General features: G+C 35.5%; 19 protein-coding genes and 1 tRNA gene. 2 read left to right on the top strand and 18 right to left on the bottom strand.

Annotated features, from left to right (window positions below; translation table 11 throughout):
- Positions 1-5 precede the first annotated feature (5 nt).
- The 4 genes from NBT05_RS02535 to NBT05_RS02520 all read right to left on the bottom strand — a co-directional run bounded on the left by NBT05_RS02535 (position 6) and on the right by NBT05_RS02520 (position 7787).
- On the bottom strand, positions 6-6329 hold the full coding sequence (locus NBT05_RS02535) for an RHS repeat-associated core domain-containing protein (RefSeq protein ID WP_265771854.1): 6324 nt from the start codon (positions 6327-6329) through the stop codon (positions 6-8).
- 43 nt (positions 6330-6372) lie between these two features.
- Positions 6373-6834: a hypothetical protein gene (locus NBT05_RS02530; protein WP_265771853.1), complete on the bottom strand. Its 462-nt coding sequence runs from the start codon at positions 6832-6834 to the stop codon at positions 6373-6375.
- A 459-nt stretch (positions 6835-7293) separates the two neighbouring features.
- On the bottom strand, positions 7294-7521 hold the full coding sequence (locus tag NBT05_RS02525; protein ID WP_265771852.1) for a hypothetical protein: 228 nt from the start codon (positions 7519-7521) through the stop codon (positions 7294-7296).
- 62 nt (positions 7522-7583) lie between these two features.
- Complete coding sequence (locus NBT05_RS02520) at positions 7584-7787, bottom strand: hypothetical protein (RefSeq protein WP_265771851.1); 204 nt, start codon at positions 7785-7787, stop codon at positions 7584-7586.
- A gap of 186 nt (positions 7788-7973) precedes the next feature.
- Between NBT05_RS02520 and NBT05_RS02515 the strand changes: the two genes are divergently transcribed.
- Positions 7974-8426: a hypothetical protein gene (locus tag NBT05_RS02515; RefSeq protein ID WP_265771850.1), complete on the top strand. Its 453-nt coding sequence runs from the start codon at positions 7974-7976 to the stop codon at positions 8424-8426.
- Positions 8427-8639: 213 nt separating this feature from the next.
- Here the strand turns inward: NBT05_RS02515 and NBT05_RS02510 are convergent, their stop codons facing one another.
- A complete protein-coding gene (locus NBT05_RS02510) occupies positions 8640-9218 on the bottom strand; it encodes a hypothetical protein (protein WP_265771849.1) in 579 nt (192 codons plus the stop codon).
- 67 nt (positions 9219-9285) lie between these two features.
- Positions 9286-9465, bottom strand: a complete 180-nt coding sequence (locus NBT05_RS02505) for a hypothetical protein (RefSeq protein WP_265771848.1) — start codon at positions 9463-9465, stop codon at positions 9286-9288.
- Between the two features lie 1269 nt (positions 9466-10734).
- On the opposite strand from NBT05_RS02505, the gene NBT05_RS02500 reads away from it, so the two are divergent.
- On the top strand, positions 10735-11976 hold the full coding sequence (locus tag NBT05_RS02500) for a hypothetical protein (RefSeq protein ID WP_265771847.1): 1242 nt from the start codon (positions 10735-10737) through the stop codon (positions 11974-11976).
- A 211-nt stretch (positions 11977-12187) separates the two neighbouring features.
- On the opposite strand, the gene NBT05_RS02495 is transcribed toward NBT05_RS02500, so the two are convergent.
- The 12 genes from NBT05_RS02495 to NBT05_RS02440 form a co-directional block, all read right to left on the bottom strand.
- Positions 12188-12433, bottom strand: a complete 246-nt coding sequence (locus NBT05_RS02495) for a hypothetical protein (protein ID WP_265771846.1) — start codon at positions 12431-12433, stop codon at positions 12188-12190.
- Positions 12430-15429: a DNA polymerase III subunit alpha gene (locus tag NBT05_RS02490; protein WP_265771845.1), complete on the bottom strand. Its 3000-nt coding sequence runs from the start codon at positions 15427-15429 to the stop codon at positions 12430-12432. Before NBT05_RS02490 ends, NBT05_RS02495 begins: the two co-directional genes overlap by 4 nt.
- Positions 15430-15483: 54 nt before the next feature.
- Positions 15484-16698, bottom strand: a complete 1215-nt coding sequence (dinB, locus tag NBT05_RS02485; RefSeq protein WP_265771844.1) for a DNA polymerase IV — start codon at positions 16696-16698, stop codon at positions 15484-15486.
- Between the two features lie 753 nt (positions 16699-17451).
- Positions 17452-17533, bottom strand: a tRNA-Leu gene (locus NBT05_RS02480).
- A 76-nt stretch (positions 17534-17609) separates the two neighbouring features.
- Positions 17610-18518, bottom strand: a complete 909-nt coding sequence (locus NBT05_RS02475; RefSeq protein ID WP_265771843.1) for an ABC transporter substrate-binding protein — start codon at positions 18516-18518, stop codon at positions 17610-17612.
- Positions 18519-18615: 97 nt separating this feature from the next.
- Complete coding sequence (gene mgtE / locus NBT05_RS02470) at positions 18616-19971, bottom strand: magnesium transporter (RefSeq protein WP_265771842.1); 1356 nt, start codon at positions 19969-19971, stop codon at positions 18616-18618.
- A 102-nt stretch (positions 19972-20073) separates the two neighbouring features.
- Positions 20074-20928: a 16S rRNA (adenine(1518)-N(6)/adenine(1519)-N(6))-dimethyltransferase RsmA gene (gene rsmA, locus NBT05_RS02465; protein WP_265771841.1), complete on the bottom strand. Its 855-nt coding sequence runs from the start codon at positions 20926-20928 to the stop codon at positions 20074-20076.
- 21 nt (positions 20929-20949) lie between these two features.
- Positions 20950-21270 carry a DUF4286 family protein gene (locus tag NBT05_RS02460; RefSeq protein ID WP_265771840.1) on the bottom strand — a complete coding sequence of 107 codons (321 nt, stop codon included), beginning with the start codon at positions 21268-21270 and terminating at the stop codon, positions 20950-20952.
- A 31-nt stretch (positions 21271-21301) separates the two neighbouring features.
- Entirely contained in the window at positions 21302-23089 is a 1788-nt protein-coding gene (locus tag NBT05_RS02455) for a tetratricopeptide repeat protein (RefSeq protein ID WP_265771839.1), read from the bottom strand.
- A 289-nt stretch (positions 23090-23378) separates the two neighbouring features.
- A complete protein-coding gene (gene serS / locus NBT05_RS02450) occupies positions 23379-24647 on the bottom strand; it encodes a serine--tRNA ligase (protein ID WP_265771838.1) in 1269 nt (422 codons plus the stop codon).
- Positions 24648-24765: 118 nt separating this feature from the next.
- Positions 24766-25059: a type II toxin-antitoxin system RelE/ParE family toxin gene (locus tag NBT05_RS02445; RefSeq protein WP_265771837.1), complete on the bottom strand. Its 294-nt coding sequence runs from the start codon at positions 25057-25059 to the stop codon at positions 24766-24768.
- Entirely contained in the window at positions 25046-25288 is a 243-nt protein-coding gene (locus NBT05_RS02440; protein WP_265771836.1) for a type II toxin-antitoxin system ParD family antitoxin, read from the bottom strand. The genes NBT05_RS02445 and NBT05_RS02440 overlap by 14 nt, the downstream gene beginning before the upstream one ends.
- Positions 25289-25298 lie beyond the last annotated feature (10 nt).

Here is a 25298-nt window from a genome sequence, read left to right as displayed (position 1 = left end):
ATAAATTATTTAGCGGGTGTGATTTTAACTCTCTGTGGTGTATACTGATTTATTTGTTGAACAATATAATCATATAAATTACTATTTACACCTGAAAAGTAAAGATATACTACTGCTTGTGGTACACCGCTACCTGTACTATGGGATCTTAAACTAATCCTATGGGAATTGCTACCGCCTAAATTGCTTTCAAAATCTATACTATTTAGCGTATAATTTTGAGCAAATTTTCTAACATTACTGAAATAACCTATTGCAACAGAATTACCTTCTTTATTAGTAATATTCACTTCGTGAACACCATCAGAATCTCCTCCAAGTGCATCTCTAAGCCCATCAATTATTTTTTCCGAAAAAGATTTTTCGGTTAAGGGTTCTGCAAAAAAATCAATGATATCGCCTGGTGAAAGACCTTGACCCCCAAACTTTTGGATATGTCCGAACCAATCTATAGTATTTTGTAAAAATTGCTTTTGTTGCTCAACGGTTCTAACTCCTTCAAAGTTCAATCGTTCTGGTAACCTTTGAATAGAATTATCGCCAAATGCTCCATTAATTACACCACCAGTTAAAGCGCCACCAATCCCCGGGCTAGAGTTCATTAGCGGGTCAGAACTTGTAATCCCATTGGTAAACTTATAATAATTTTCAATAAAGCTATTACCTGTATTATTTATCCAATCCGTTACAAGGTCAACTAACCCAAAACCACCTCTCAAATTGTTTAAATAGTTTTCTGTATCTCTACCTAAACTATTAATGTTGTTTTCCATCCAATCTGCAACCTCTAAATTTCTAAGGTCTTGATAAGTGTTGTTCCCGGTAAAAGCATCAAAGAAAGCTAACCCCATTACAAATGGTGATACTAAACCTAGAAAAGGTATTTCATAGAACTCACCTCCATCAATTATTTCACCACTCCAATCCGTATATTTAAGTGGGTTGTTTAAGACATAGCCATAACGATTATAGTTTTGAGTGTTGGTAGGGTCTTGGATGTAGTTATCCGGGGATAAAAAGCGTTGCAAGTACGGGTCGTACATCCTACCGTTCGTATGGATAAGGCTAACCTCATCAAAATGTTCATGTCCGGTATAACCCCGGTCAAGGATACTACCCCTGTCCATAACTTTTTTACCGCTCTTTGACCAGAAGTAATCCACAACCCCCCAGGCAGTATAATGGCGTTGCTCCAATAGTTCTGCGTTACTCTCCCCGTTTGCCTGCCCTATTACTTTTAGAATGTTTAAGATACTCCCTTGATAGTCGCGTTGCAGGATCAAGCTTTCTGAAAGAATATTAACCGTGCCCTTGTACTGTTCTACTTTAGCCGTTGGTGCAGTATAGGCATCGCCCCCGAGGTAAAATATAAACTTAGTGGTACCGTCCTCCTTGTCCCTTATGGTTTCAACCGGGGCAATAGAAGAATAGGTTTTCTCATATCGAAGTAGTACCCTGGCTTTATCTCCTTCCCCGTAGTAAGCTTTGATCCGTTGCATATTATGACCGTGGCTAAAAAATACCTGTTGCTTTTTACCTTTCCTGGTAGCTTTAATTTCCACGGGGGCTTTAAACGCATTATAAGTAATGGAGCGTGGGGTCATGCCACGAACCTCTTGCGTATTCTCGGTAGGAACGTAGATAACGTTCATCTTATATTTATCATTGCCAGGTCTATAGGCATACCTACCTACTTTAACATTTTCGGTAATCCTACCATCATTACCATAACTGGTAATAGACCCATTATCACTTACCAACCGGTCTAAACCATCGTAGTCAAAACGCTCATTTTTAGAATAGGTATAATCCTCCTGATAGGTAAGGTTTGACCTACTTTGTAAATTACCCCGGATCGGTTCAAAGTTATAGTCGTTGATGATACTGGTAATTCCCTTTTCTTTTCCAGCTAGGCTAGTTTGTTTAAGGAACCCAAAATTATCATACTGGTTTTTTACCTCCTGTCCGCCAATGGTTTCTATCTTGGTAGCCTGCCCCCGGGCATTACTCTCTTTGATCTGGTATTGATCGGTACCCCTGTAGTTACCATAATTATCGTAGAGTTGCTTAATAGATGCACTACTCTTTAACTGATCTGCACTTGCTTCATAATCTTCCCGGCTAAGCCTACCGTACTTATCGTAGGTAATGGTTTTCTTAAAGCTATCATTTCTTATGTATTCATTTACTTCTTTTACCCGCTGGTACTGATCGTACTCATAAGTTATAGTTTGGTTATTTCGATCAATATAATTTAGAAAGTTTAACGATTCTAATAATTTTGTGTCATCATCATAATCGTAAGTTATGTCATAATAAGTTTCATCACCTTGCCCAATAGTACTTTTTAGCCTTCCGGTCGGGGTGAACGTATACTCAACACTACCCTTTGGGGTGGTTTCTTTAGTAACTTCCCCCCATCCGTTGTACTCATAGGTATATTCCCCTGCCGAAGGGTCTATAAGCTTTGTCTTCCTACCCCAATTATCCTGCTGTACCACCTGGGTCATGGAGTTGTAGTTGGACGATTTTAAATTTCCGTTCCCAAAATAGGTAAAGGTAATTTTACCCCCTGGGTCTGTAGTTGAAAGGGTATTGCCCAGGGCATCATACAAGGTGGTAACAGTCTTATTTCTATCGGTTGCAGTAACTTCCAAACCTTTATAGCTAAATTGGGTCGAACCCCCGGTATAAGAAGTCTGGCTTTTTACCCTTCCTTCTTCATCATACCCAATAGTATTCCATTGGGATGGGCTACTTCCCAGGTGCGGTTCACTCTCTCCCGATAACCTTCCGAGTTCATCATACTTATAAGAAACCCCTTTCCAAACCCCATCAAGCCCCCTGGATTGCTCCCTAACTTTTCGTTTTAAAGCATCATAGGTGACCGAAGACGAACTATCATCACTAGAGGTTGCCGTTACCGTATAATTAAAAGTATTGTCTTCCTCATACTTATAAGTAGTCAGGTTCCCTAAAAAGTCCGTTTCTTTTTCTACCCGGTTCCAGGGGTCATACTCATAAGTCATTTTATGGTTATAGGGGTTAATTTGGGTTAGCAAAGAACCTGTCCTGTCATCATTGGTATACGTTGTTTTTAAACCTTCGGCATCAACTGCTTCTACTATAAACCTATGGCTAGGGTCGTACTTAAAAGATACCGTCCTTGGTACTTCACCAGCAGGAGTGGTAACTTGTTTGGTTAGGTTCCCGTAACCATCATAGTCAAAAGCTTCCAGGTTTGCTTTTGAGTTATTGGCGGTAGATTTCTTTAACTTAACAGAATACCCCTCATACTCTAGTACTTCTTTGGTAGTAAAACGCTCGCTTCCAATAGTGGTAGTGGTGGTTTTTTCTAAGGGTCGCCCAAAGTAGTAGGGGGCACCACGGCTATTGGCGTACTTTATATCGACTACCTTACTTCCTTGCCCGTTATAGTTTATAGTCTCTTTGGTAGGGTTCAGGTAACTATCATATACAAAGTGTTTGGATTCGCTCACACCATTGATGTTGTTTTGTTTGGTGGAGGATTCCAGTTTAAGCTTAAATACTTTATTTGGCAGTAGTTGGGAAGTATATACATTAATAGTCTTAGACAAATAGTCAACAGGTACTTCATCGTGGTTAAAAAACCCCCTTGTCACATAAGACTGGCTAACCGCACCCTTGTGTTCCAGGCTAAAGGTATAGTTGTTGAAAATCTTGTTCCTGGGGGTGGTATGCCAATTGCTCTGGGCTACATTGGTAAAGCCAAGGAACCCCCTTCCGTCCATGGCACTAACACCGCCCCTATAAGCAAACTCCTGGGTAACATCTTCTATACTGTTATTGTCCGGTACTTTCCTGACCACAGAATTAACTAACCGGATGGATGGGGCAGCTGCTATATCCACAAAGGGGTATTCCTGCTTAGTACCTTTTTGGTAGAACCCAAAAAAACCACCGCTAAAGCTTTCCATTTTTTTATAGTTGATGTCATACTTAACCCCGTTACTGGCAATAGTATTGATAGTAGTGGTATTGGTATGGTCAAGCCCAAAGGTATAGGAGTGTACCGTCCTATCATTTAGCGTTGCAAAATGTAAACCGTAATTAGTCCGTTCCGAGTTAAAGAAAGTAATTAGGGGAAAACGCTTTAAAGGATATTTGATATTAATTTCTTGGGTATTTTCCCAAAATGCCCTACGCCCTGCATTAGAATTAAACTGGTTGTAAAAAACTTTGACACGTTGTGTGCTTGAATGAGGGGATTTTCTATTAGCAACAGAAGTATAGCTAATCACATCGGTTTTTCCATCCCCATTGGCATCCATAGGAATAAGAAAATAACCTGTATAGTCAACATTAGTTTTTTCGTTATTCCAATACTTAAACCCATAACTGTTAATTTCTTCCAAGTAAGCCTTACCCGTAGAGAAAACGGTTAAAAATTGATTGGATTCCGCTTCAATAGGCGTCATAAAATCAGTTTTTCCATCCCCGTTATAATCCCCGATCAGTATAGGTTTTTCCAACCTTATATGGGAGTTGCTACCTTTGGTTACTTCTTTTAGTTTGCTATCCTCTATTTGGTAAACCTTATAGCCACCGTTGAAGATATGTAACAAATCCGTTTTCCCATCCCCGTTAAAGTCGATTGGTTGTAACTTATCAAACCTACCAAGGCTAGTTGTCCATTCCCCCAGGTCTTTGATAGCATTTGAAGTGATATTTCTATCCAGGTTGATAAGCGTTGCACTGGAAGAACTAATTGGGGTTTCCCTACAGTTACAAAGATTTTTAAGACCCCTACAAGATTTCCTATCATATGCATTGGTAAGCGCTAAAACATCAGTTAGCCCATCCCCGTCAAAATCCCCAGAAACGTATTTTAAGGGGATGGTTTCGGTAAAGGTGGAAACACAATCCGGCATATACTCATAGGTAGGTCTTTTCCATTTCCTCTCATGGCTAAGTTCAATAACCGATTTTTTGAATAAAGCATAGGTTTGAAAATTTACCTCGGAATGGCTTTCTTTAGATATAGTAAAGCCTTGGCTCCGGCTAATTTTATTTGATTCATCCCTGGTAGTAGTTGGGAACACCCTAGTAAAACTACCGCTATTAAAGGTCACCCCCCGGGTAAAGTCGGTACCGAACTGTATAAATAGTTTAGTAGGGTCTTTCTTCTCATGTGCTATAAATTCCATGCCCCCCCTACCACTAAAATCTAACGGTATTATATTTGCGTTCTCTAGGTTTAGGTTCCCAACATCAAGCCTACTTTCCGTCCTTTTATACTGTTTAAAAAAATTCGGTATGGTATATCTAAAGCTAATAGCGGAATGCTCGGCTCTCCCAACGGTCTCGTACAATCCAATAACCCGATTATAGAGGAAGACAGTAAGGTCATAGCTTAACCTATAATTTCTGTATTCGGTTCCCTTAGCCAATACCTGGACGGATTGGAGAAGGTTCCTCCTTACAAACTCTACCCCGCCTATATAGCTTTCTTCAAACCTATCCCTGACCGTATAGATAAACTTGACCTCATTGATACTGGAAGTCCCCGTACCACCATACTTTATAGAAGAAATAGAAATAAGATTGGTGTCCAAGCCTTTTTCGTACGAATATTGTATGCTTACTTTATAAGGGTTGGTCATCGTAGTGATTCCATATTCCAATCTTGAATTGGAGTCCGGGGAATTACCAAAGTAGGCAACACTCCCGTCAGGGTACAGTACTTTAAAGTATGCAGGACCATAGTTTGACCCATAGGGGGAAGTCCCATGGGAGGTAATGGTAAGGTTAGAATAAGTTTCCGTCTGATATTCTGCGCCATCCCCGCCATAAGTACCACTCTTTAAGACTAACCGCTTACCATCTAAGGCAAAGCGGTCAAGGTTGTCAAAATCTACGGCATCGTTAATACCATCGTGATAAACGGTAGAAGGGATTCTGGTTATGGAAGATAACCCCGAGATGTTCCAGCCCCACCCAAGTAGGTTGGTTCCGGATTGGCTATTATAGTTAAAAGTTAGTTGTGGGACAACCCCGTTAATACCTGGGGGTACTGCTATGGGGATGTTATAGGTCGCTGCCCCGGAGAGGGAAATGGAAAAATTGGCTTCGGTCTCACCAATCCCGGAGTTAGAAGCTTTTGGGATAGCATTTTCCGCTGATGGCATATCAGGTGCGGGGGTGACCAGGGTTTCTGTTACTTTGCCTTCACTTATGGTATAGGTACCTTCCCGGGAAGGGTCATATTCTTGGACTTGTTGTGCCTTTACCCCAAAGCTACAGAAGCAGAAAAAAAGTAAAAGGGTGTATATGTTGTTTGTTTTCATTTGTAATGGTTTAGTGTGAACTATTTCTTGTAAGTAGGGTGTTTTAGTGTTTAATGACCTTCTTTTGAACAAAAGGGGTACTTCCCCCTTTCAGGTGGAAGATGACCAGGTACAACCCGGTTGCTTTCCCACTAAGGTCAATAGAAACCGAACTGGCAGTATTAAAATTTATAGCCTGGCTCTCACTATTGACTAAACTTACTAGGCGTATGGCGGTAATATCTCTATGTAGGTCAGGGTTCCATTGAAGGGTTACTTCCCCACTTGTAGGGTTTGGGGATACTGAGAATTGATCGTCTAAAAGATTTTCTTTAGTAAGTTTTTCTATTGATTCTAATTCATCTTTTGAAGCTACCCCAAAAGAGGGGGGTATAGGGATTTGAAAGTTGATCTCATTGCCTGCCTCGTCATATTTAAATGCAAATATTTGAATACCACCTTGCCCATATGTAAAAGCACTTAAGGAGATACCAAGTATGGTCAGTATAAATTGTTTTTTGTTCATTGTATTTTAATTTATGTATTACTTAAAATTTTGCGTAGAGCGACCCATTGGGCTAAAAACCTGGTTTTGCCTTAGATCATTTTTCCGGTAAAAAGTAAGGGAGGGTACTATATTTTCATTGGCAAGTGATTTGTGTAATTATACATAGGTTTATTTATTATAAAAGCAGGAATATCCGCTTATGTATTTGTTAGGGGTCAAAAGTAAAAGGCATAAAACCTTATACCCGGTTGGTAAACATTTACGTTCGTTTGTAAATGTTTGTAAGTATTTACACTTGGATAGAAAGCTATTATATAGCTACCTATGAGTTGTTAAAAATGTATTAAATTAAAATTGGTCTAAAGTTGTTTATACTATTAGCATGAATTCAATTATTTTTATTACCGTTATTAAGTGTTAAATTACATAAGTAGGGGTTCATGGCGTTTGGGGATGGGGTAATTGTAATTATGTATGTTAGCTTGCTTCGTCCTCTTTAAAAAAGTGTTCGTGCCTTAGCTTTATCAACAACACTTTAGCTTCTTCTACTGGTTTATTTTTCTTAAACAAGTCCTTAATCCAGGAATCTAGTAAAGTTTCGTATTCCCTATCTTCAGCTACCCCTTGACAGAAGGGTATAAAGTCTAAGTGTAGGTGTTTTAATAATTCTAAATAATACCTTGTTTCTGCGTCTTCTTTCTTCATAATGTAATTTATTTGGGGTTATTTTAGATAATTTACAAAGTGCTTATAAACTTCTTGTATATCTAGTCAAAATATATATTTAGAATATCTTTGAAATAATTATCTAAGACTTTAATTTCTGAATTCTTTAATTTTCTTTGTTCTTTTAAAAATTTATAAATAGTACCACGAGTTAAGTTTAATTTTCTTTCAAATGCTTGAATAGAAATAATATCTTGAATTTCATTCAATAATTTTTCAACTCTTTTTCTTCGTAATTCGGACATTCTTAATGTAATTGTACAAATTCACTTATGTAATAGTAATTTGAGTTCATGCAATTTTTCATACATTTACTAAGTATAATCAAATTTACACATTTTTATGTAATTATTTCACTTAAATAAGAAATATTTGCATTAATTCATGAATAAATTTCATATAAATCTTACAACAACTTATTCTTAACTTGTATGATCGCTAATCGATTACAGGAATATTTGAAATTTAAAGGGCTATCTATTCACCAAGCTGAACAAAAGGCAAACATTGGCAGGGGAACATTATGGAGAATGGTAAAAAATAATTCAAATATCAGTTCTAGTGTTTTAGAGAGTTTCTTAACTACTTTTACAGATTGTAACCCTACATGGTTGTTAACGGGTACTGAATCTATGACTATTCAAAATCCGATAAACAAGGATTTAAATTATCAGTCTGACCTAAGTTTAAAATTGGATGCTATTGATAAGGTTAGTATTCTAAATTATATATCAGACAATATTGAAGAATTTTCAAAACTTAAAAGTTATGATTCTTTTGTAAAGGTTTTTGCTACTGCTTCTAAAATTGATGAAATTTCTAACGAGGTAGAAGAACTTAAAAAAACAGTTGCTTATTTATTAGAAAAAGAAAAAGCTAACTAATTTAATAATCTTATTTGATATATTAATTTTTGCTTTTCACATAATAAAGAGAATAATTTCGTCTTTTGTAAGTTATATTTGTAGATAAGATTTTCGTTTAAATCTTCATCAAAGGAATTATAGTCTTCATCATAAATTTTATCTTGTTTTAACAACTTGTTTAAAATTTCCTTTTTTTCAGAATCGCTAATTTTCATTTTTGTGTGCTAAGATTTATTCAACTACCTTTCTAAATGTTGTATAGACTTTATTATCAATTTTCTCTTTTTCGATAGTTGCCTTTTGGGTAGATTCATGTCTATCGATAAAAAGAAAAAGCTTTTTACGTAAAATAACTGTTAAACCAATAAGTTCTCTAATTTCAAACTTTCGGAAAGCGAATGATTTAAATATAAAATAGAGACCTATTGAAAGAGTTATAGATGTAACTGCCAAAATCAAATAATACGTAGTTTCACTGAAATCATAAATACCTTCATCAAATGACCAAAAACTCCAAATTATAAAATATAAGGAAATCGTTTGAAATGAAGTTCCACCTATCAACGTTCCTTTTTTAATATATAGATCATTACTAAATCTCGCTATAAATAGCATTAAGATGGAACAACTAAAAAGTGCTATGGGAAACCCAACTGCAAAAAGAAATCTACGCATATTTGTAAAACCAAAAACTTGATATTTTTCCCATAGTATATCACTTTTAACTTTATAATCTTGTTCATTAACTTGACCATCATCATATTGTTTCTCAAGAGCAATTTTTTCTTGAGCCTTAACTGGAAATAGCATATGCAAAAAAGGTGCTGAACTACCAAGTAAAGCACCTATTAAAATAATGATAAAAAAAATCTTACTACTATCTGCCCCTAGTTCCGGGGTCTTCGATTTCGTTTTTTCCGATAAGTTGGACGTCTTGTTCAAAGTCATAAATAATTTCCGTTTCCTCCTGTAAATCTTCAGAAGTTTCACAAGAGGTAATAATTCCTATTGATAAAAGTAAAAAAAGAGTTTTAAAAATTGATAAAATAAGTTTCATAATTCCCAGTATTTAAGGTTAAAATTTAAGTTTATACATAGTCAATTACATATGTAATTGACTGATTTACAATACAAAACTAAGAATTATTTAATAAAAAAAGTATAGTATTTTCTTTGTTTTTTATAAGTATTTTTGTCCTGGTTTGGGTTGTAATAATGCTATTTTTATTATAAATTAAGTGAGATATTACACTATTTTATTGAGGAAAACGATAAATTCACTAAAGTTATAGATTACTTTATAAATAAATGAACCTATTGTATTAACAATCAACTAAATAAAACACGTAGGGTAATTATGCTAAAACCTCATAAATTTAAATTTTTCAAAATTCATTTCTTAAATTTTCAGTTTTAAATAGTTTTTTAAAATTCCTCTTTTATTTATTAACTTTTTGTTTTTGTTTTCCGAAACAAAATTTAAACTAGACCCCCGCTTTATTTTCAGGTTTGAGATATTGTTATCTACTCTAATATGTTCTTTTTTTGCAAGGCTAATAATTGCTTTTTGAAGGGTGTCCGTCCGGATGGATAGTTTTGCGTATTGTTTCTCTAGTTCGGTATATTTTTGGCTGGTAAATTAGGTTTGTTTCCTGGCTTCAGAAAGGCATTTTTAAAAGATAGTGTTCTCGGTAATTGAAATTATTATTTTGTACATCTTTAATCTACAGCTAAGAGACTTCCTATTCCTCTTAGGTATCTAAAATATAAGTACCAGATAAGATAATATTAAAGTTTTCTGCCATTTGCTTTATATAATTCACTACAAATTATTTGTGGTAGGTGATGAGTTATATTTTTGCAGTTACCGTGGTAATTCCACGTAATGGTTTTGGACTAGTTGACTGCTTTCTTGAATAATTAATAAAAGTTTTAATCAAATTAGGGTTAGAATTACTAGTACTCCCTGAATAAAATCAAACATATTCATCTGTAAAGCTTGAAGAAGCTATCTACGTAACTAGAGAAGAGATGGAATTTGTTAAATAGATAATTCCGCAATATCTATTTGAAATTTATACCCCTTCTCATATTTTAAAGTGAAACTTTCATTAAGTTTTATCAATATTTATTATTTTCAGGGAATTTTCTTTTATAAAATCTTTATTTTCACTACTTATCTAAATAGAAGGTTTGTATAATTGACATTTTAAAGGTATAAAATAGATCTTAAAAGGTTGTAATAACTACTTGCTCAGTTGGGTTTACCAAACTTTTATTGGATAGGTTTATATAAACTATTTTTATAACGCATTAAGACAAAAAAATGAGAAATTTTTTAAGTTTATTGACAATTTTAATGATTATTTTATCTTGTTCAAATGATGATTCGACGGAGCAGGAGCAAAATAGTTTCCCCACGAATATAGAAATTTCATTACAATCAGCTGAAGTTGGTGATTCAATTACAATTGATGGTAATGGATTTTTAACAAATGAAACATACGTTGTAAAATTCACTGAAAATATAACTGCTACTATAATCGAAATCGACAGTAATTTCTTAAAAGTTATAGTCCCAGAAAATGCTATTTCGGGTATAATAACCTTAACGTATAACAATCAAACTGAAAACATTGGAGAAATTGAAATTATCACAGAAGTTGTAACAAATGAGTTATTCTTATTTAAAAGAAATTACGAAAGCGGAGAAGTACGCAATTTTGTTAAATATGACCTTAATACTTCAATGGAAACAGTGTTAACGCAATTAGGTACAGATTATTTTGATAACTTCTCTTCCAATGGAGGAGATATTAGTTCAGTTTATTATCCTGACACAAATGAGGTCATAGCATTAGTGGATTTCAATACACTATTAAAAATTAACACTTCTAATGGTACAATATCAACGGACATTTTATCAAACAGTGATTATGACCAATACAAGGGATTAACTTTAAATTCTAATGGAGAGCTATATCTTTTTAAACGAAATTATGAAAGCGGAGAAGTACGCAGTTTTGTTAAATATGACCTTAATACTTCAATGGAAACAGTGATAACACAATTAGGTACAGATTATTTTGATAACTTCTCTTCCAATGGAGGAGATATTAGTTCAGTTTATTATCCTGACACAAATGAGGTCATAGCATTAGTGGATTTCAATACACTATTAAAAATTGACATTTCTAATGGTACAATATCAACGGACATTTTATCAAACAGTGATTATGACCAATACAAGGGATTAACTTTAAATTCTGAAGGGGAGCTATATCTTTATAAACGAAATTATGAAAGCGGAGAAGTACGCAATTTTGTTAAATATGACCTTAATACTTCAATGGAAACAGTGATAACACAATTAGGTACGGATTATTTTGATAACTTTTCTTCCAATGGAGGAGATATTAGTTCGGTTTATTATCCTGATACAAATGAAGTCATAGCACTGGTAGATTTTAATACACTATTAAAAATTAACACTTCTAATGGTACAATATCAACGGATATTTTATCAAATAATGATTATGACCAATATAAGGGATTAACACTTAAGTAATATATTTCAACATTAGTAGCTGTTATGCAACCTGATGATTTTAAAAAAACTGGTTTTAAATACGTTCTTTTAAGGGCGTCTTTATTTTAGGTTAGTTAATATTAGTTGAAGATTTAAGGCGCCTATACTAGGTTTTGATAGTTCTACTAGACCATTGTTAGTAGTTTAAACGAAGTTAAAGCATAAATACTACAAATCGTTACACTTCATTTCAACGTATCTTTATTTCAATACTTTGCAAATAAAAATCAAGCTTTACATCGTCCATAGTAAAAGCGTTTAAAGCAAAGACTTTATGGGTAGCTTTTCGATAGATGATTTCAACGTAAAAATTATGTATCCCGTAAAGGACAAAATCAAAAGGTTCCCTAGTAATGATTTTTAACAAAACCCCACTATTCTGAACCATAAAATGTTGTGATATCCCGGGTAATTCTTGGTACAACTCTATTTTCATTGGATCAGCAGGTTACTGTTTTTATTGGAATTACTGGTGGTATGATGTCTTGGATCCGGTGTAATTGCCTGGTAAATTGCTTGTTCGGCATTGATGGCGTAGTGCCCTAGTTCTTCCGCGACAATGCCTGTTATTTTATAAATCCCTTTTGCTTTTAAGGGGTATTTTTCTATAAACCCTGGAAAGTGAACGGTGTCAAACACCATTCCGTCGCGATCAAAGAAAGTACCAAACGCCATGATCCTTTTATTCTGTGTTGGGGTATCTTTTGCCGTAATCAGGTTCCCATAGATAACCACCCTTCTTTTGTTATATCCTTTAAGCTGCGATGCGGTAATAGAAGGTTCCATTTCATCTTTTAACAATTCAAACCGGGAAATTAAGGGAAAGCCTAGGAGCGAAATTTGATCGTAGGCTTCGATAGTTTGACTTGTTCTAATATTGGGTAATGTATATTCTTTCGCTTTTTCCTGGAAGAGTAACGGGATTCCGGGTTTCTTTTTGGTTTTAGAAAAATGAAGGTAGGCTTTCCACATGGTTTTATGCTTATCTTCCCCTATAAACCGAAAAGCATTCATACGTATGAGCATACTAATCTGCTCAACCCCTATATTGACTCTAAACAAAAAATCTTCCAAACCTTTAAAACTACCATAGAGCTGGCGTTCATTTAGGATCTTTTGAATTACGTTAGTTTCTAAACCCTTGATCAACCCAAATCCCAAATACACCGTTTTACCAATCAACCGGTGAGGGTGATCTGAATTGTTTACACAAGGCATCTCTACAATAGCCCCACGTTTCTTAAGTTCATGCAGGTAGGTTTCTACTTTATAAAACCCGCCCCCCTGGTTTAAAACGGCTACCATGAATTCGATAGGGAAGTATTGTTTTAAATATAAACTCTGGTAGCTCTCTACCGCATAAGAAGCCGAATGCCCTTTGGCAAAAGCATAACCGGCAAAAGCTCGCATCTGGCTCCATACTTCGCCTACAACTTTACTTTCAAAGCCTTTTTTTAAACAGTTATTCCGAAACTTCGCTTCCATTTTGGCGATAACCCCTTTTGACTTTGTTTTACCACGCATCCCCCTACGTAAAATATCTGCTTCGGCTAAAGAAAACCCTGCGAACTCATGGGCTACTTTTAGGACATCTTCCTGATAGACCATTACCCCGTAGGTTTCGTGTAAAATATCCAACATTACCGGATGCGCCTCTTTTCGTTTTTCAGGAAAGCGGTGCCGGAGGATAAATTCGTTTTTCATCCCCCCTCCCGAAACCCCGGGTCGGATAATGGAACTTGCTGCAACCAACCCGATATAATCATTGGTTTGCATTTTGGTCATCAACCCGCGCATGGCAGGGCTCTCTACATAATATACCCCCATACAATCCCCGGTTTCCAGCATTTTATTGAGTTTTGGATCATTTATAAACTCCTTGACATCATCAATATCTTTTATGATAGCATCCGGTTGGTTCTCTCTAATTAGTGCCAGACTCTCTTTTATCTTAGCAAGTCCCCTTTGTGCCAAAATATCGAATTTGTAGATCCCAACTTCCTCGGCAATATTCATATCGAATTGTACCGTTTCAAAGTTTTTAGGGGGCATAATGGTAGCCGAAAAGTAATAGATAGGTTTTTCGGTAATGATGATCCCGGAAGAATGTACACTGGTAAACCTTGGGAACGATTCAATATAGTGGCTGTACTTTTCTACGTATTCAAAATATTTTCCGTTTTGCCCTACGGTAGGATAACCCGATAGGTAGGCATCGATTTCCATTTTAGGGATCCCAAAGACTTTTCCCAGTTCGCGAACCGTACTTTTATATTTAAAAGTGACATAGGTTCCCAGTAGGGCAACGTTATCATAGGTATCAAAAAGATAGGCGGTCATCTCATCCCGGTCTGTCCAACTAAAATCTATATCAAAATCCGGGGGGCTGTTCCTAAAAACATTGATAAAGCGTTCAAAATATAAGTCCAATTCTATAGGGTCTACATTGGTTATCCCGATGATATATGCTACAATACTATTCGCGCCAGATCCCCTGCCTATATGATAATAGCCTTGGCTTTTTGCCCGTTCGATCATCATATAATTGATCATAAAGTAGGAAACAAAGTCCATTTTTTTGATGGTTTCCAGTTCTTTTTCTACCCTTGCAATAATCTTTGGGGTAACTTCTTTATAACGTTCCGGTAGTTTTCGATAACATAGTTGTTGCAGGTAGTTAAAATCTTTTTCCCTACTTTCAAAATACATCAATTGGTTCTGATTGGTACGCTCGTCCCCAAAAAAGAAATCTACTTTACAGCTTTGTAGCATCCGTTTGGTATTTTCAAGTACATACGGATGCTCCGCATACAGCGCTAATAATTGATCTTTAGAATACATACGGTTTTCCAATTCTGATTGTTCGTCTAGCTGAAGTTTACTTAGTAAGGTATTTAATGCAATACAGCGCAATAACCGGTGTGCATTAAAATCTGCTTTGTTCCGAAAACTTACCTGCTGTTGCACTACTAGTTTTTCGGTATAATTTTTATACTTAGTAAAAGGTAGCCGGTTAAGGTTACGAACAGATATGCCTATATACTCATTACTTTTAAAGTCCGTTTTTTCCAGTTCCATTACCCTTTCAAACGGATAGATCACATATACCTCTTCTAAATCAGGGGCAATTGTGGGGAAGTCCGATTCATCGTGAAGGTGTCCGGATAGGAAACGGTTGATCGCTTCAAAACCCTTATTGGTTTTTGCAATCATCACGTATTGTTGGTCAATATCGTTCCTGAAATCAACCCCAATTGCAGGCCATACCTTATAATCTTTTGCTTCCTTTAAAAAATTAAGGACAGCTGAAGTATTATTAATATCGGTAAGGGTAATGTAGAATATTTTATGTTCTTCTGCTAACTCTAAAAGATCGGTTTCGGAGAAGGTTCCGTAGCCTAAAGAATAGTATGAATGGCAATTCGTATACATAATGGGGGTTAGGTAAAGTTTATCAATCCAGGTTTATTATAAAATTAGTAGTACTTACTGTTTTCTATGGGCGTAAAGAATAGGTGGGGCATCTTTAAAAGGGTTTCTCCGGTCACGAATGGTTTTCACTCCCAAAGTAGATGCCCGGATTACAGCCGAAGCCCCGTAACGGTTTTTAATCGTATCCAAGGCGTTGTATAGATTAAGTTTACTCGTACTATCGTCAAACATATTGATTTGGTAATTACCGCCTACAATATTGGAGAACCGAATTCCAATTAACCGAACTAATAACCTACGATTGTAAAGTTTAGCAAATAAATCCTGAAGCTTCGGTAAGATGATATGATCCGCACTGGTATAAGGGATACGTACCTGCTTGGTTTCCGTATCAAAATTAGAATACCGGATCTTTACTGCCACGCAGGAGGTTAACTTATTTTCCCTGCGTAGGTTGTAGGCCAGATGTTCGCCCATGGCAATGAGTGTTGCCTGTAGTTTAACAACATCAATGGTATCCAGGTTATACGTTCGCTCGGTAGAAATAGACTTTCTATCGTTAAAAAGTACAATAGGCCGGTTATCAATACCATTAGCCCGTTCCCAGATAGTCCTTCCATTTTTACCTAGTACGGATTCTACCATTTCAACCGGCATTTGCTGTAATAAGCGAACTTCGTGGATCCCCAAATTGCGTAAAATTTCAGCAGAAGCTTTACCCACCATAGGTATCTTCCGGATAGCTAACGGGGCTAAGAACTTTTTCTCGAAGCCCTCATCAATTTTAATCTGGTTATTAGGTTTCGCTTCTCCGGTAGCTACTTTACTGACGGTTTTGTTTTGTGATAAGCCAAAAGAAATAGGCAAGCCTGTTTCCTTAATAATTTTAGTACGCAGTTCTTTAGCAAATTTGTAGGTGCCAAAAAACCTATCCATACCCGTTAAATCTGCGTAAAACTCATCCACGCTTGCCCGTTCTAAGGCAGGTACGGCTTCCCTAATAATCTGGGTTACCATTTCAGAATAGCGCATGTAGGACATTGAATTCCCTTTTACAAAAACGGCTTCAGGGCATAGTTGTTGGGCGATCCGCATGGACATTCCGGAATGTACCCCAAAAGGCCGGGTTTCATAACTACAAGCAGCTACGACCCCCCGGTCTCCCGTACCCCCTACCAGTACTGGTTTGTTCACCAGTTCAGAATTCATTAAACGTTCACAGGAAACGAAAAAAGTATCCAGGTCAAAATGTAGAATAGCGGTTTTCATGGTACGGGTTATTTAGGATTGCTGTAGTAAATGTACCACAAATATTTAGTTATTAGGAATAATTCCACTAATTAGGAATATATCCAAATAAGTATTTACGGTTATTCCGTAACTATATAATTTGTATTTTATTGAATTTAAAGGTTTTAGTTATTTAAAGACAACAGAAATTATCTGTGGATAAGTTTTTGGAAAGGTTTTTATTTGTAATATATTTTCTAAATAGAATTAAAAAAGTTTTGATTCTAATATTTATAGATCGTTTGTTTTGAAGAGAAATAGTTGATAATTTGTTTTTTTAGAAATTAAGGCAAAATCAAGTTTAATAAAACAAAAATCAAACTACAGAAAATTATAAAAATTAAAAATAAGAAGGTTAGAATTCATGTTAGATATTGTTTTAGTAGTGCATTATTATTATCAATGCAAGTTTCTTAGAAAATATCTTTATTTTGAAATTTTACAGTATACTATAGTCTGATCCTATATATAAACTCAATATTAATTATGCTGGTAAGTCCTAATCGTAAACTGAAAAGCAAAAAATAATAGAAATACAAGTTCAAATCTTTGTTACTTACCTTCCCCGTTAGAGTAATAGTTTGCCATAGTGTTACCTACTTCATAGACTATAAATTTATTAAAAAAGTAAAACAGAAACACCTTAATACAAATATATAGCTATAAATGTGTTACCCCACGTGTTACCCAAACAAAAAACCCAACTTTGAAAAGTTGGGTTTTCTTAGGCTGTGCGGGCGGGGAGACTCGAACTCCCACACCTCGCGGCACTAGATCCTAAGTCTAGCGTGTCTACCAATTCCACCACGCCCGCATATCACTTTTACCACTAATTCTGTAAAAGTGAGTGCAAATATACAAAATTCAAAGAAACGGTAAAGAAATCGATTTTATTTTTCTAAATAATTATTGGTGAACAACTGATCGGGTTTAAGTTCTTGTTTTTCTAATTGATGCTCAGCTAACCAATTTAAAAAATCAGTAACATTTTGAGAATCCATATGCCCCCAATCTTGTGTTCCAAAATAAGGAATTGTAGCTTCCAGTGATTTTTCTAGGTTGATCAAATGGTCTTTTTTAGGAACTACTTTCGTCAAAATTGCTAATGCTTCGGTTTGATTTTCTTTTGCGTATATATACCCTTTTTTAGTAGCTGATAAAAAATTGCGGTAAGTATCACCTTGCTCTAAAAGCTTTTTTTGACTTACTGCAATAACCGGAGAATACGAATAAGGAATACCATAGTCCTTCATTTTAAAATAATTTAGGTTTTTATTAGAAATACCTTCTTGCTGTGCTTCCCAATTCATAAAAATCCACGTAGCATCGTATGCACCATTTAAAATGGTATCCCAAATTCCTAACTTCTCAGGGTATGTAAGGTCTAAGTTGCCTTCGCCACCGTCGTTTTTTATCATGCATTTAACGATTTCGTCTTCATAACGGGCTTTGTAAGAGGCATATATTTTTCCATCTAAATCTTTAGGGGTTGCTATGGATCCGTCATTACGGGTAACAATTGCACTTAAATCTTCTTGTAAGAGTGCGGCTATAGCAATTAAATCAAAGGGTTTGGATTTTGTTTGGTAACTGATAATACTTTCCAGCGGACATAAAGCCAGATCAGCTTTGCCTAGTTCTACTTTTTTTGCCGGAGTTTCCTGGTAGTTATCTTTGGAAGGATCTATAATGTTAAGGTCAATACCCTTTTCTTTATAAAACTCTTTTTCTTTAGCAATAAAAAAACCTAAATGATTTGTATTAGGCGTCCAGTCTAAGGCTAGTGTTATTTGTTGCATGATGGTTGTTGTTGAATACGAATGAAAATGTGAAATATCATGCTAAAATAGGATTAACTATGATAAACAGAAATTTAGTAGTGTGACAAAATCTATTTTAAAACCCTAAAATTAACTTTGCAATATAAAAAAACAGGAATATCCCAAAAATATCATTACTTGTGGTGATAAAGGGCCCGGTAGCAATCGCAGGATCAATTCCTCTTTTATCTAAAATTATAGGCACAAAAGTTCCAATAAGTGCTGCTACTATAATGACACTCATCAAGGCAATGGCAATAGTCAGGCTAAAAGAAATTTCATATTTCATAACCAGTCCAAAAAGGATAATTAAAACGGCAAGGGCAGTTCCGTTAATTAAGCTTAAGCCAATTTCTTTTAATAACCGGTTTAGTAAACTGCCTTTAACCGCGTTATTTGCTAATCCCTGAACAATGATAGCGGATGATTGAACACCAACATTTCCAGCCATCGCTGCGATTAAAGGGGTATAAAAAAACAGGCTTCTGAATTCCGGGTTCATCATGACTTCTTCAAAACCTTCCATGATAAAAACACTGCCTAATCCCCCAAAAAGGCCAAGGATCAGCCAGGGTAAACGGGCGCGGGTAAGCTGCCATACATTATCATCAGCTTCTACATCTTGTGAGATTCCCGCAGCCATTTGATAATCTTTTTCTGCTTCTTCTCGAATAAAATCTACAATATCATCGATAGTTATACGTCCCACTAAAACCCCTTCGTGATCTACTACCGGAATGGCTTCCAGGTCATATTTAGTCATAATTCGGGCAACATCTTCTCCCTTAGTTTCTACGCTTACATAGTCTACTTTGGGAATATATACTTCGCTGATATGTGCTTTTGCAGGTGCGGTTAATAAATCTTTTAGAGAAAGACGTCCTTTTAATTTCCCCAAAGAGTCCACTACGTAAATAGAATGAACCCGAGTTACATTTTCAGCTTGTTGCCTCATCTCACTGACACATCCGGCTACGGTCCAGTTTTCATTTACTTTAACCAGTTCTTTTGCCATCAACCCCCCGGCAGAATCTTCATCATACGTAAGGAGTTCAACAATATTATTAGCATGTACCGAATCTTCAATTTCGGCGATTATATTTTCTACACGTTCTTCTGGAAGTTCAGAGATGATATCCGCGGCATCATCCGTATCCATTTCTTCCAGTTCTTCGGCAATTTCTTTAGCAGAAAGGTTTTCAAGAATACGGTTTCGCACATCCTCTTCAAGCTCCATAAGGGCTTCGGATGTTTTTTCACTATCTAATAGTTTGATAAGATAAGTCGCTTCTTCCAGGCTAAGCTCGTCAATAATTTCGGCGATATCGGCAAAGTGAATTTCCTGTAGGGTAGCTTCCAGTAAAACCTCGTCCTTTCTTGTAATGTACCCTTTGATTTGCTCTATAAATTCTTTGGATATTAAAAATTCCATGGGGTGGGTTTATAGGTTTTACTTCCGGCTGGTCAAAGATAAGTAAAGTATATCAGGTGAGGTGTTGAAACCATTTAGCTTTTATTTTGAAACCAAATTTAACTAGCCTTTTTCTATCAATTGTGTTAATTCTATAAATTGGGCTACAGATAACTGTTCGGGTCTGTAGTTGAGAACAGAGTTTTCTTTAAGCGTATCGGAGAGTTCCAAAGATTTTAAACTATTCCGTAAAGTTTTACGTCGCTGGTTAAAACCAGCTTTTACCACTTTAAAAAATAACGGATCAGAGCACCCTAGATCTGTAATATTTTTGCTTATCAACCTAATTACCCCGCTTTGAACTTTAGGAGGTGGGTCAAAAACCTGAGGGTGCACGGTAAACAGGTATTCGACTTCATAATAAGCCTGTACGAGTACGGACAAAATACCGTAGGCTTTAGAACCTTCTTTTTCACAAATACGTTTGGCTACTTCTTTTTGAAACATACCCGTGAATTCCGGAATACGTTCTTTATTTTCCAATACTTTAAAAACAATTTGGGTAGAAATATTATAAGGGAAGTTACCAGTAATAGCAAAAGGTTTATTTGGAAATAAAGTGCTTAAATCAAACTTTAAAAAATCCGCTTCAATTACGGTAAAGGTGTCATCTTTAACCAATTTAGGGTGTTCTAGAGGAAAACTGTGGTTCAGGTAGATCACAGATTCACTATCTAGCTCCATAACCACTACTTCTACCTCTTTTAATAAGAGATATTTAGTCAAAACGCCCATACCGGGACCAATTTCTAACACATGTTTATAATTGGTTAACGTAAGCGTATCCCCAATTTTTTTGGCGATACTTTCATCTTTTAAAAAGTGTTGCCCCAGGTGTTTTTTTGCTTTTACTTGAGTAGGATCATCTTTTCTTTTTTTGGAAGGACTATTTTGATCATACTTTTTTCTATTTCTCATAAAATACTTTAGCTAAAGCTTTTAGTGTGGCTTTACAAATTCTCCAATAACTTCTAGTTCTGTTCGGAAAGCTACAAACTTACCTGCAAATTTATGGTTCTTACTCCGTAAAACTTCTGCATGCTCCCGATAATACTGGTCTAACCCCTTTTGATCAGTAGCGGTGTACTGAATAGAATAAGTGACTCCACCCATTTCTTCTTCTACCCGCACTTTGGTTAGTTTGGCTTTTAAAAACATTTCTAACTGTAGCATTTCCGGGATATGTTCGGTTTGCATCCAGTGCAACCATTCTTTTTCTGACTGTTCTTCTATATTAACAGTAACATTATAAATAACCACTTAGTTGTAATTGATTTTAGTTAGAAAATTTCTATTCTATGGCATCGCCCCGTAGCATCCGGTACTTTTTCCGGGCATCTACATAATAAATACTATTAGCATGATTAAAAATAATACGCTCGTATAGTTCTTTTGCTTTTTCCGGTTCATTATATACTGAAGTATATAAGTTAGCCAACGCATAATAAGCATCATCTACTAAAATATCAGTAGGGTAAAATTCAATAATTTTTTGATAGTTTAGTTTTGCTTTATCGTACATTTTTTCTTTTTCATATAATTGTGCTTGCCGAAAAAAGGCTTCATCTTCAATTTTTTCTCCTTTATGATCAGTCAATATTTGTTCGTAGACAGAGATGGCTTCCTGGTTTTTTTGCTGAAAAGTAAGTAAATCGCCCCTGGCGAAAATTTTAAGTGCTGTCTGGGTAGAATCTTCAAAAGAATTATCACTAATAATTAGGCTTAACTCCATAGCATCGTTTGCAATCAATTGGGTTGCCGAAGATTTAAGAACGTCCAGTTGAGTTTGCGCCCATTTAAAATCCCCTTTATAATAACTTGTTTTTGCTACTTTAAATCGGGCATCTTGAGCTAAAAAGTTGTTTTTTAAGGTATTTTGCACTTGGGTGTAATAGATAAGTGCCTGGTTAAACTTCTGGTCTAAAACCAAAATATCTGCCATTTCCATTTTAACCCGGGCAGATTGAAACCTAGACAAGGCTAATTCTTTTAACAAGCGTTTTAAGAAAGTGATCGCTTCTTTTTTCCGGTCCTGGTAGAAAGCGATAAAATGCGCATAATCTGTTTGTAACCCAATAGTTTCTCTAGATTTACCGTAGATTTCAAATACCTGCTTATATTTTTCTTCAATTTTTTGATAATCCTGTTGTTGAGCCGTTTCGGTTTCGGCTTTCAAAATAATTTTATGGGCTTTTAACTTTAAGTCTTTACTAGCGGTGGATTCTAATACGTAGTTTAAAATAAGCGTGGCAGATTTTAAATCCTCCTGTTGAATTGCCGTTCGAGCCAAATTCAAAATATTGTCCAGACCTTGTTCTGTACGTTTATAAATTGCTTTTTCTTGAATAAAAGCTTTTTTAAATTCTTTTTGTTGTACAAAAAGCCAACTTAGCATTTCGTTATATAAGATATCCGGGTTTTGCTGTAATCGTTTTAAAAGTACTTTTTTAAAGGCAAGATTCGCTTCGTTTTCGGGATCTTCATTAATATATTCACTGATATTACGTTGTACTACGTTACGATAATTAGGTTGTTCCAGAATTAACGACAGGTATTTTTCCAGCATTTCTTCAGTTTTACCTTGTTCCCCATAAATTTTAGCTAACTGTACGTTAAAGCTAGAACCCGGATTTGCTTTCATTCCACGTTCATAGATAATGGCAGCCTGGTCGAGTAAGCTGTATTTTTCAAAAGTCTGTCCTAAAGAAAAAACCTGGTTGATGTTATTTTCATCAAATCCGGTGATCGCTTTCTGGTAGTATTGATTGGCGAGCTCTTTTTTTTGTTGTAATTCAAAATGATGACCCAACTCTACGAGAAATAATAAATTATTAGGATTTTTTTCCAGTTGAAGGTTTAAAATAACTTCGGCTTCTTCAAACTGCTCTAATTGTTGATGCGAGGAAACTACCCCAAGAATATAATTGATACGATTAGGGGAGTTTTCATACAATTTTTTATAAACAGACAAAGCTTTTTCGTAAGAACCTTGCTGCATATAGTTCTTAGCCAGTTGCTCGGATTGCCCGGAAACTGAAACGGAAAACCATAAAAAAATAAAGATTAGTAAGAAACGCATATTTTTTATTAAAGTTACCTAGTGTTTTAATTTGAAATAAAAAAAAGCGTCAATTCGAGTGTTTTTTCGTAATAAAATGTAAAAAAATAACCCGTCCTGAACTTGATTCAGGATATTGAGAATAGCTTTTCCTATCATTACTATCATTATCTAACTAAAACTTGATTTAAAGATACGTAGTACTAAACAAAAACCATACAAAAATTGTTTAGAATCAAGTCGGCTTCTTAAAAAGAGTAAGGCTGCTCTTACACAAAACAACGTGCTTTCCTACCAGCCAAAACCCAGACTAATCAATCATATCAAACCCGCAATAGGGAATTAACACCTTTGGTATTCTGATTCCGTCAGAAGTTTGGTAATTTTCTAAAATTCCAGCAAGGACACGAGGTAGCGCTAATGAACTGCCATTCAATGTATGAACCAGCTGTTTTTTACCTTCTTTGTTTTTATAGCGAAGTTTTAACCGATTGGCTTGAAAAGTCTCAAAGTTAGAAACCGAACTTATTTCCAGCCAACGATCCTGCGCGGTTGAAAATACCTCAAAATCATAAGTTAAGGCAGAAGTAAATCCAAGGTCACCCCCACATAAACGTAAAACCCGATAAGGTAACTCTAATTCTTCGAGAATACCTTTAATATGAGCAACCATGACCTCTAAGACTTGGTAAGAGTTTTCGGGTTTTTCTATACGAACGATTTCTACTTTATCAAATTGGTGTAATCGGTTGAGTCCTCTTACATGCGCTCCGTATGAACCGGCTTCTCTTCTAAAACAAGGGGTGTAACCTGTGCAAAGAATGGGTAGTTCTTCTTCGGTGATTAAATTATCCCTAAACATATTAGTCACCGGAACTTCTGCGGTAGGGATTAGATACAGGTCATCATTCCCAATATGATACATCTGTCCTTCTTTATCCGGTAAATTACCAGTACCTAATCCGGAAGCTTCATTCACCAAATATGGCACTTGAAATTCTTTATAACCAGCTTCTGTATTTTTATCCAAAAAATAGTTGATCAAAGCTCTTTGTAAACGTGCTCCCTTCCCTTTATACACTGGAAATCCTGCTCCGGTAATGGTGACACCTAACTCAAAATCTATGATGTCGTATTTTTTTGCCAATTCCCAGTGGGGTAGGGCGGTCGCTTCCAATTTTGGGATATCCCCAAATCTAAATATTTCCTCATTATCCTCGTCGGTTTGTCCGCTGGGTACAGAATCATGAGGAATATTAGGAATCGTATACAAAAGTTTTTCCAGTTCACTTTGAGCTTCGCTCAACTGATCAGTTAAGGTTTTGCTTTGCTCTTTAAGTGTTCCGGTTTTAGCTTTTAATTCGTTTGCTTCTGCTGCTTTACCGCTTTTAAAAAGCTGTCCTATTTCTTTTGAAATCTTATTAGATTCCGCCAGGGTCTGATCTAATTCAGTTTGAGTAGCACGTCGTTGTTCGTCTAATTGAATGACTTTGTCAAAAACGGAAGTATCAAAATTCCTTTTTTTAAGGGCTTCTATAAAATTTTCTTTGTTAGCAATAATATCCTGAACAACGAGCATTGCAGTGTTTTTTAGCGATTAATTTAAAGCCACAAATGTAGTTAAAAGCACTTATTTCTAAGAATAGTTTTATAATTCCTTTAAAATTAAATCTTGATGCTTGATCGGTACATTACATTTATAAATGAGAAATAAAATCCATTCGCTTACCTAAAATTCTTACTACATAGATAGTATTAGGTGACAAGAATTTATAAAATATAACATGAGCTTTGTAGCGATAAAATTTTAATGATGTTGCTAAAAGTGATCCATCTCTGGCTAAATCCGGTCGACTTGCTAATTCCTCAATAAAACTTTCTAGTTCAGTTAGATAAATGGTAGCAGGGTCAGGTCCAAAATGTTTAATTCCAAATTTATAAATGTTTACAAGGTCAGCTTCGGATTTTGAAGAGAGCCTATAATTCCCCATTATCAACTTTTTTAATAATGTCTTTTATTGTTAAGCTACTTTGTCCGCTTTGTAAACCTTCATCAATCGCATTTTTTAGTTCAAAAAGCTTTTTGTTTTGTTCTTGATCTTTTCGAACTAAATCTCTGATATATTCGCTATCATTAGTAAAATCACCATCCTGAATACGTAGTTTAATCCAATTATCCTGTTTTTCAGTAAACGTTATTGATTTTCTGATCGTTCTCATAATTCACCAA

Source organism: Aquimarina sp. ERC-38 (genome assembly GCF_026222555.1).
Classification (GTDB): Bacteria; Bacteroidota; Bacteroidia; order Flavobacteriales; family Flavobacteriaceae; genus Aquimarina.
The sequence above is the reverse complement of the archived record's forward strand: the minus strand, read 5'-3'. Positions and strand labels throughout refer to the sequence as shown.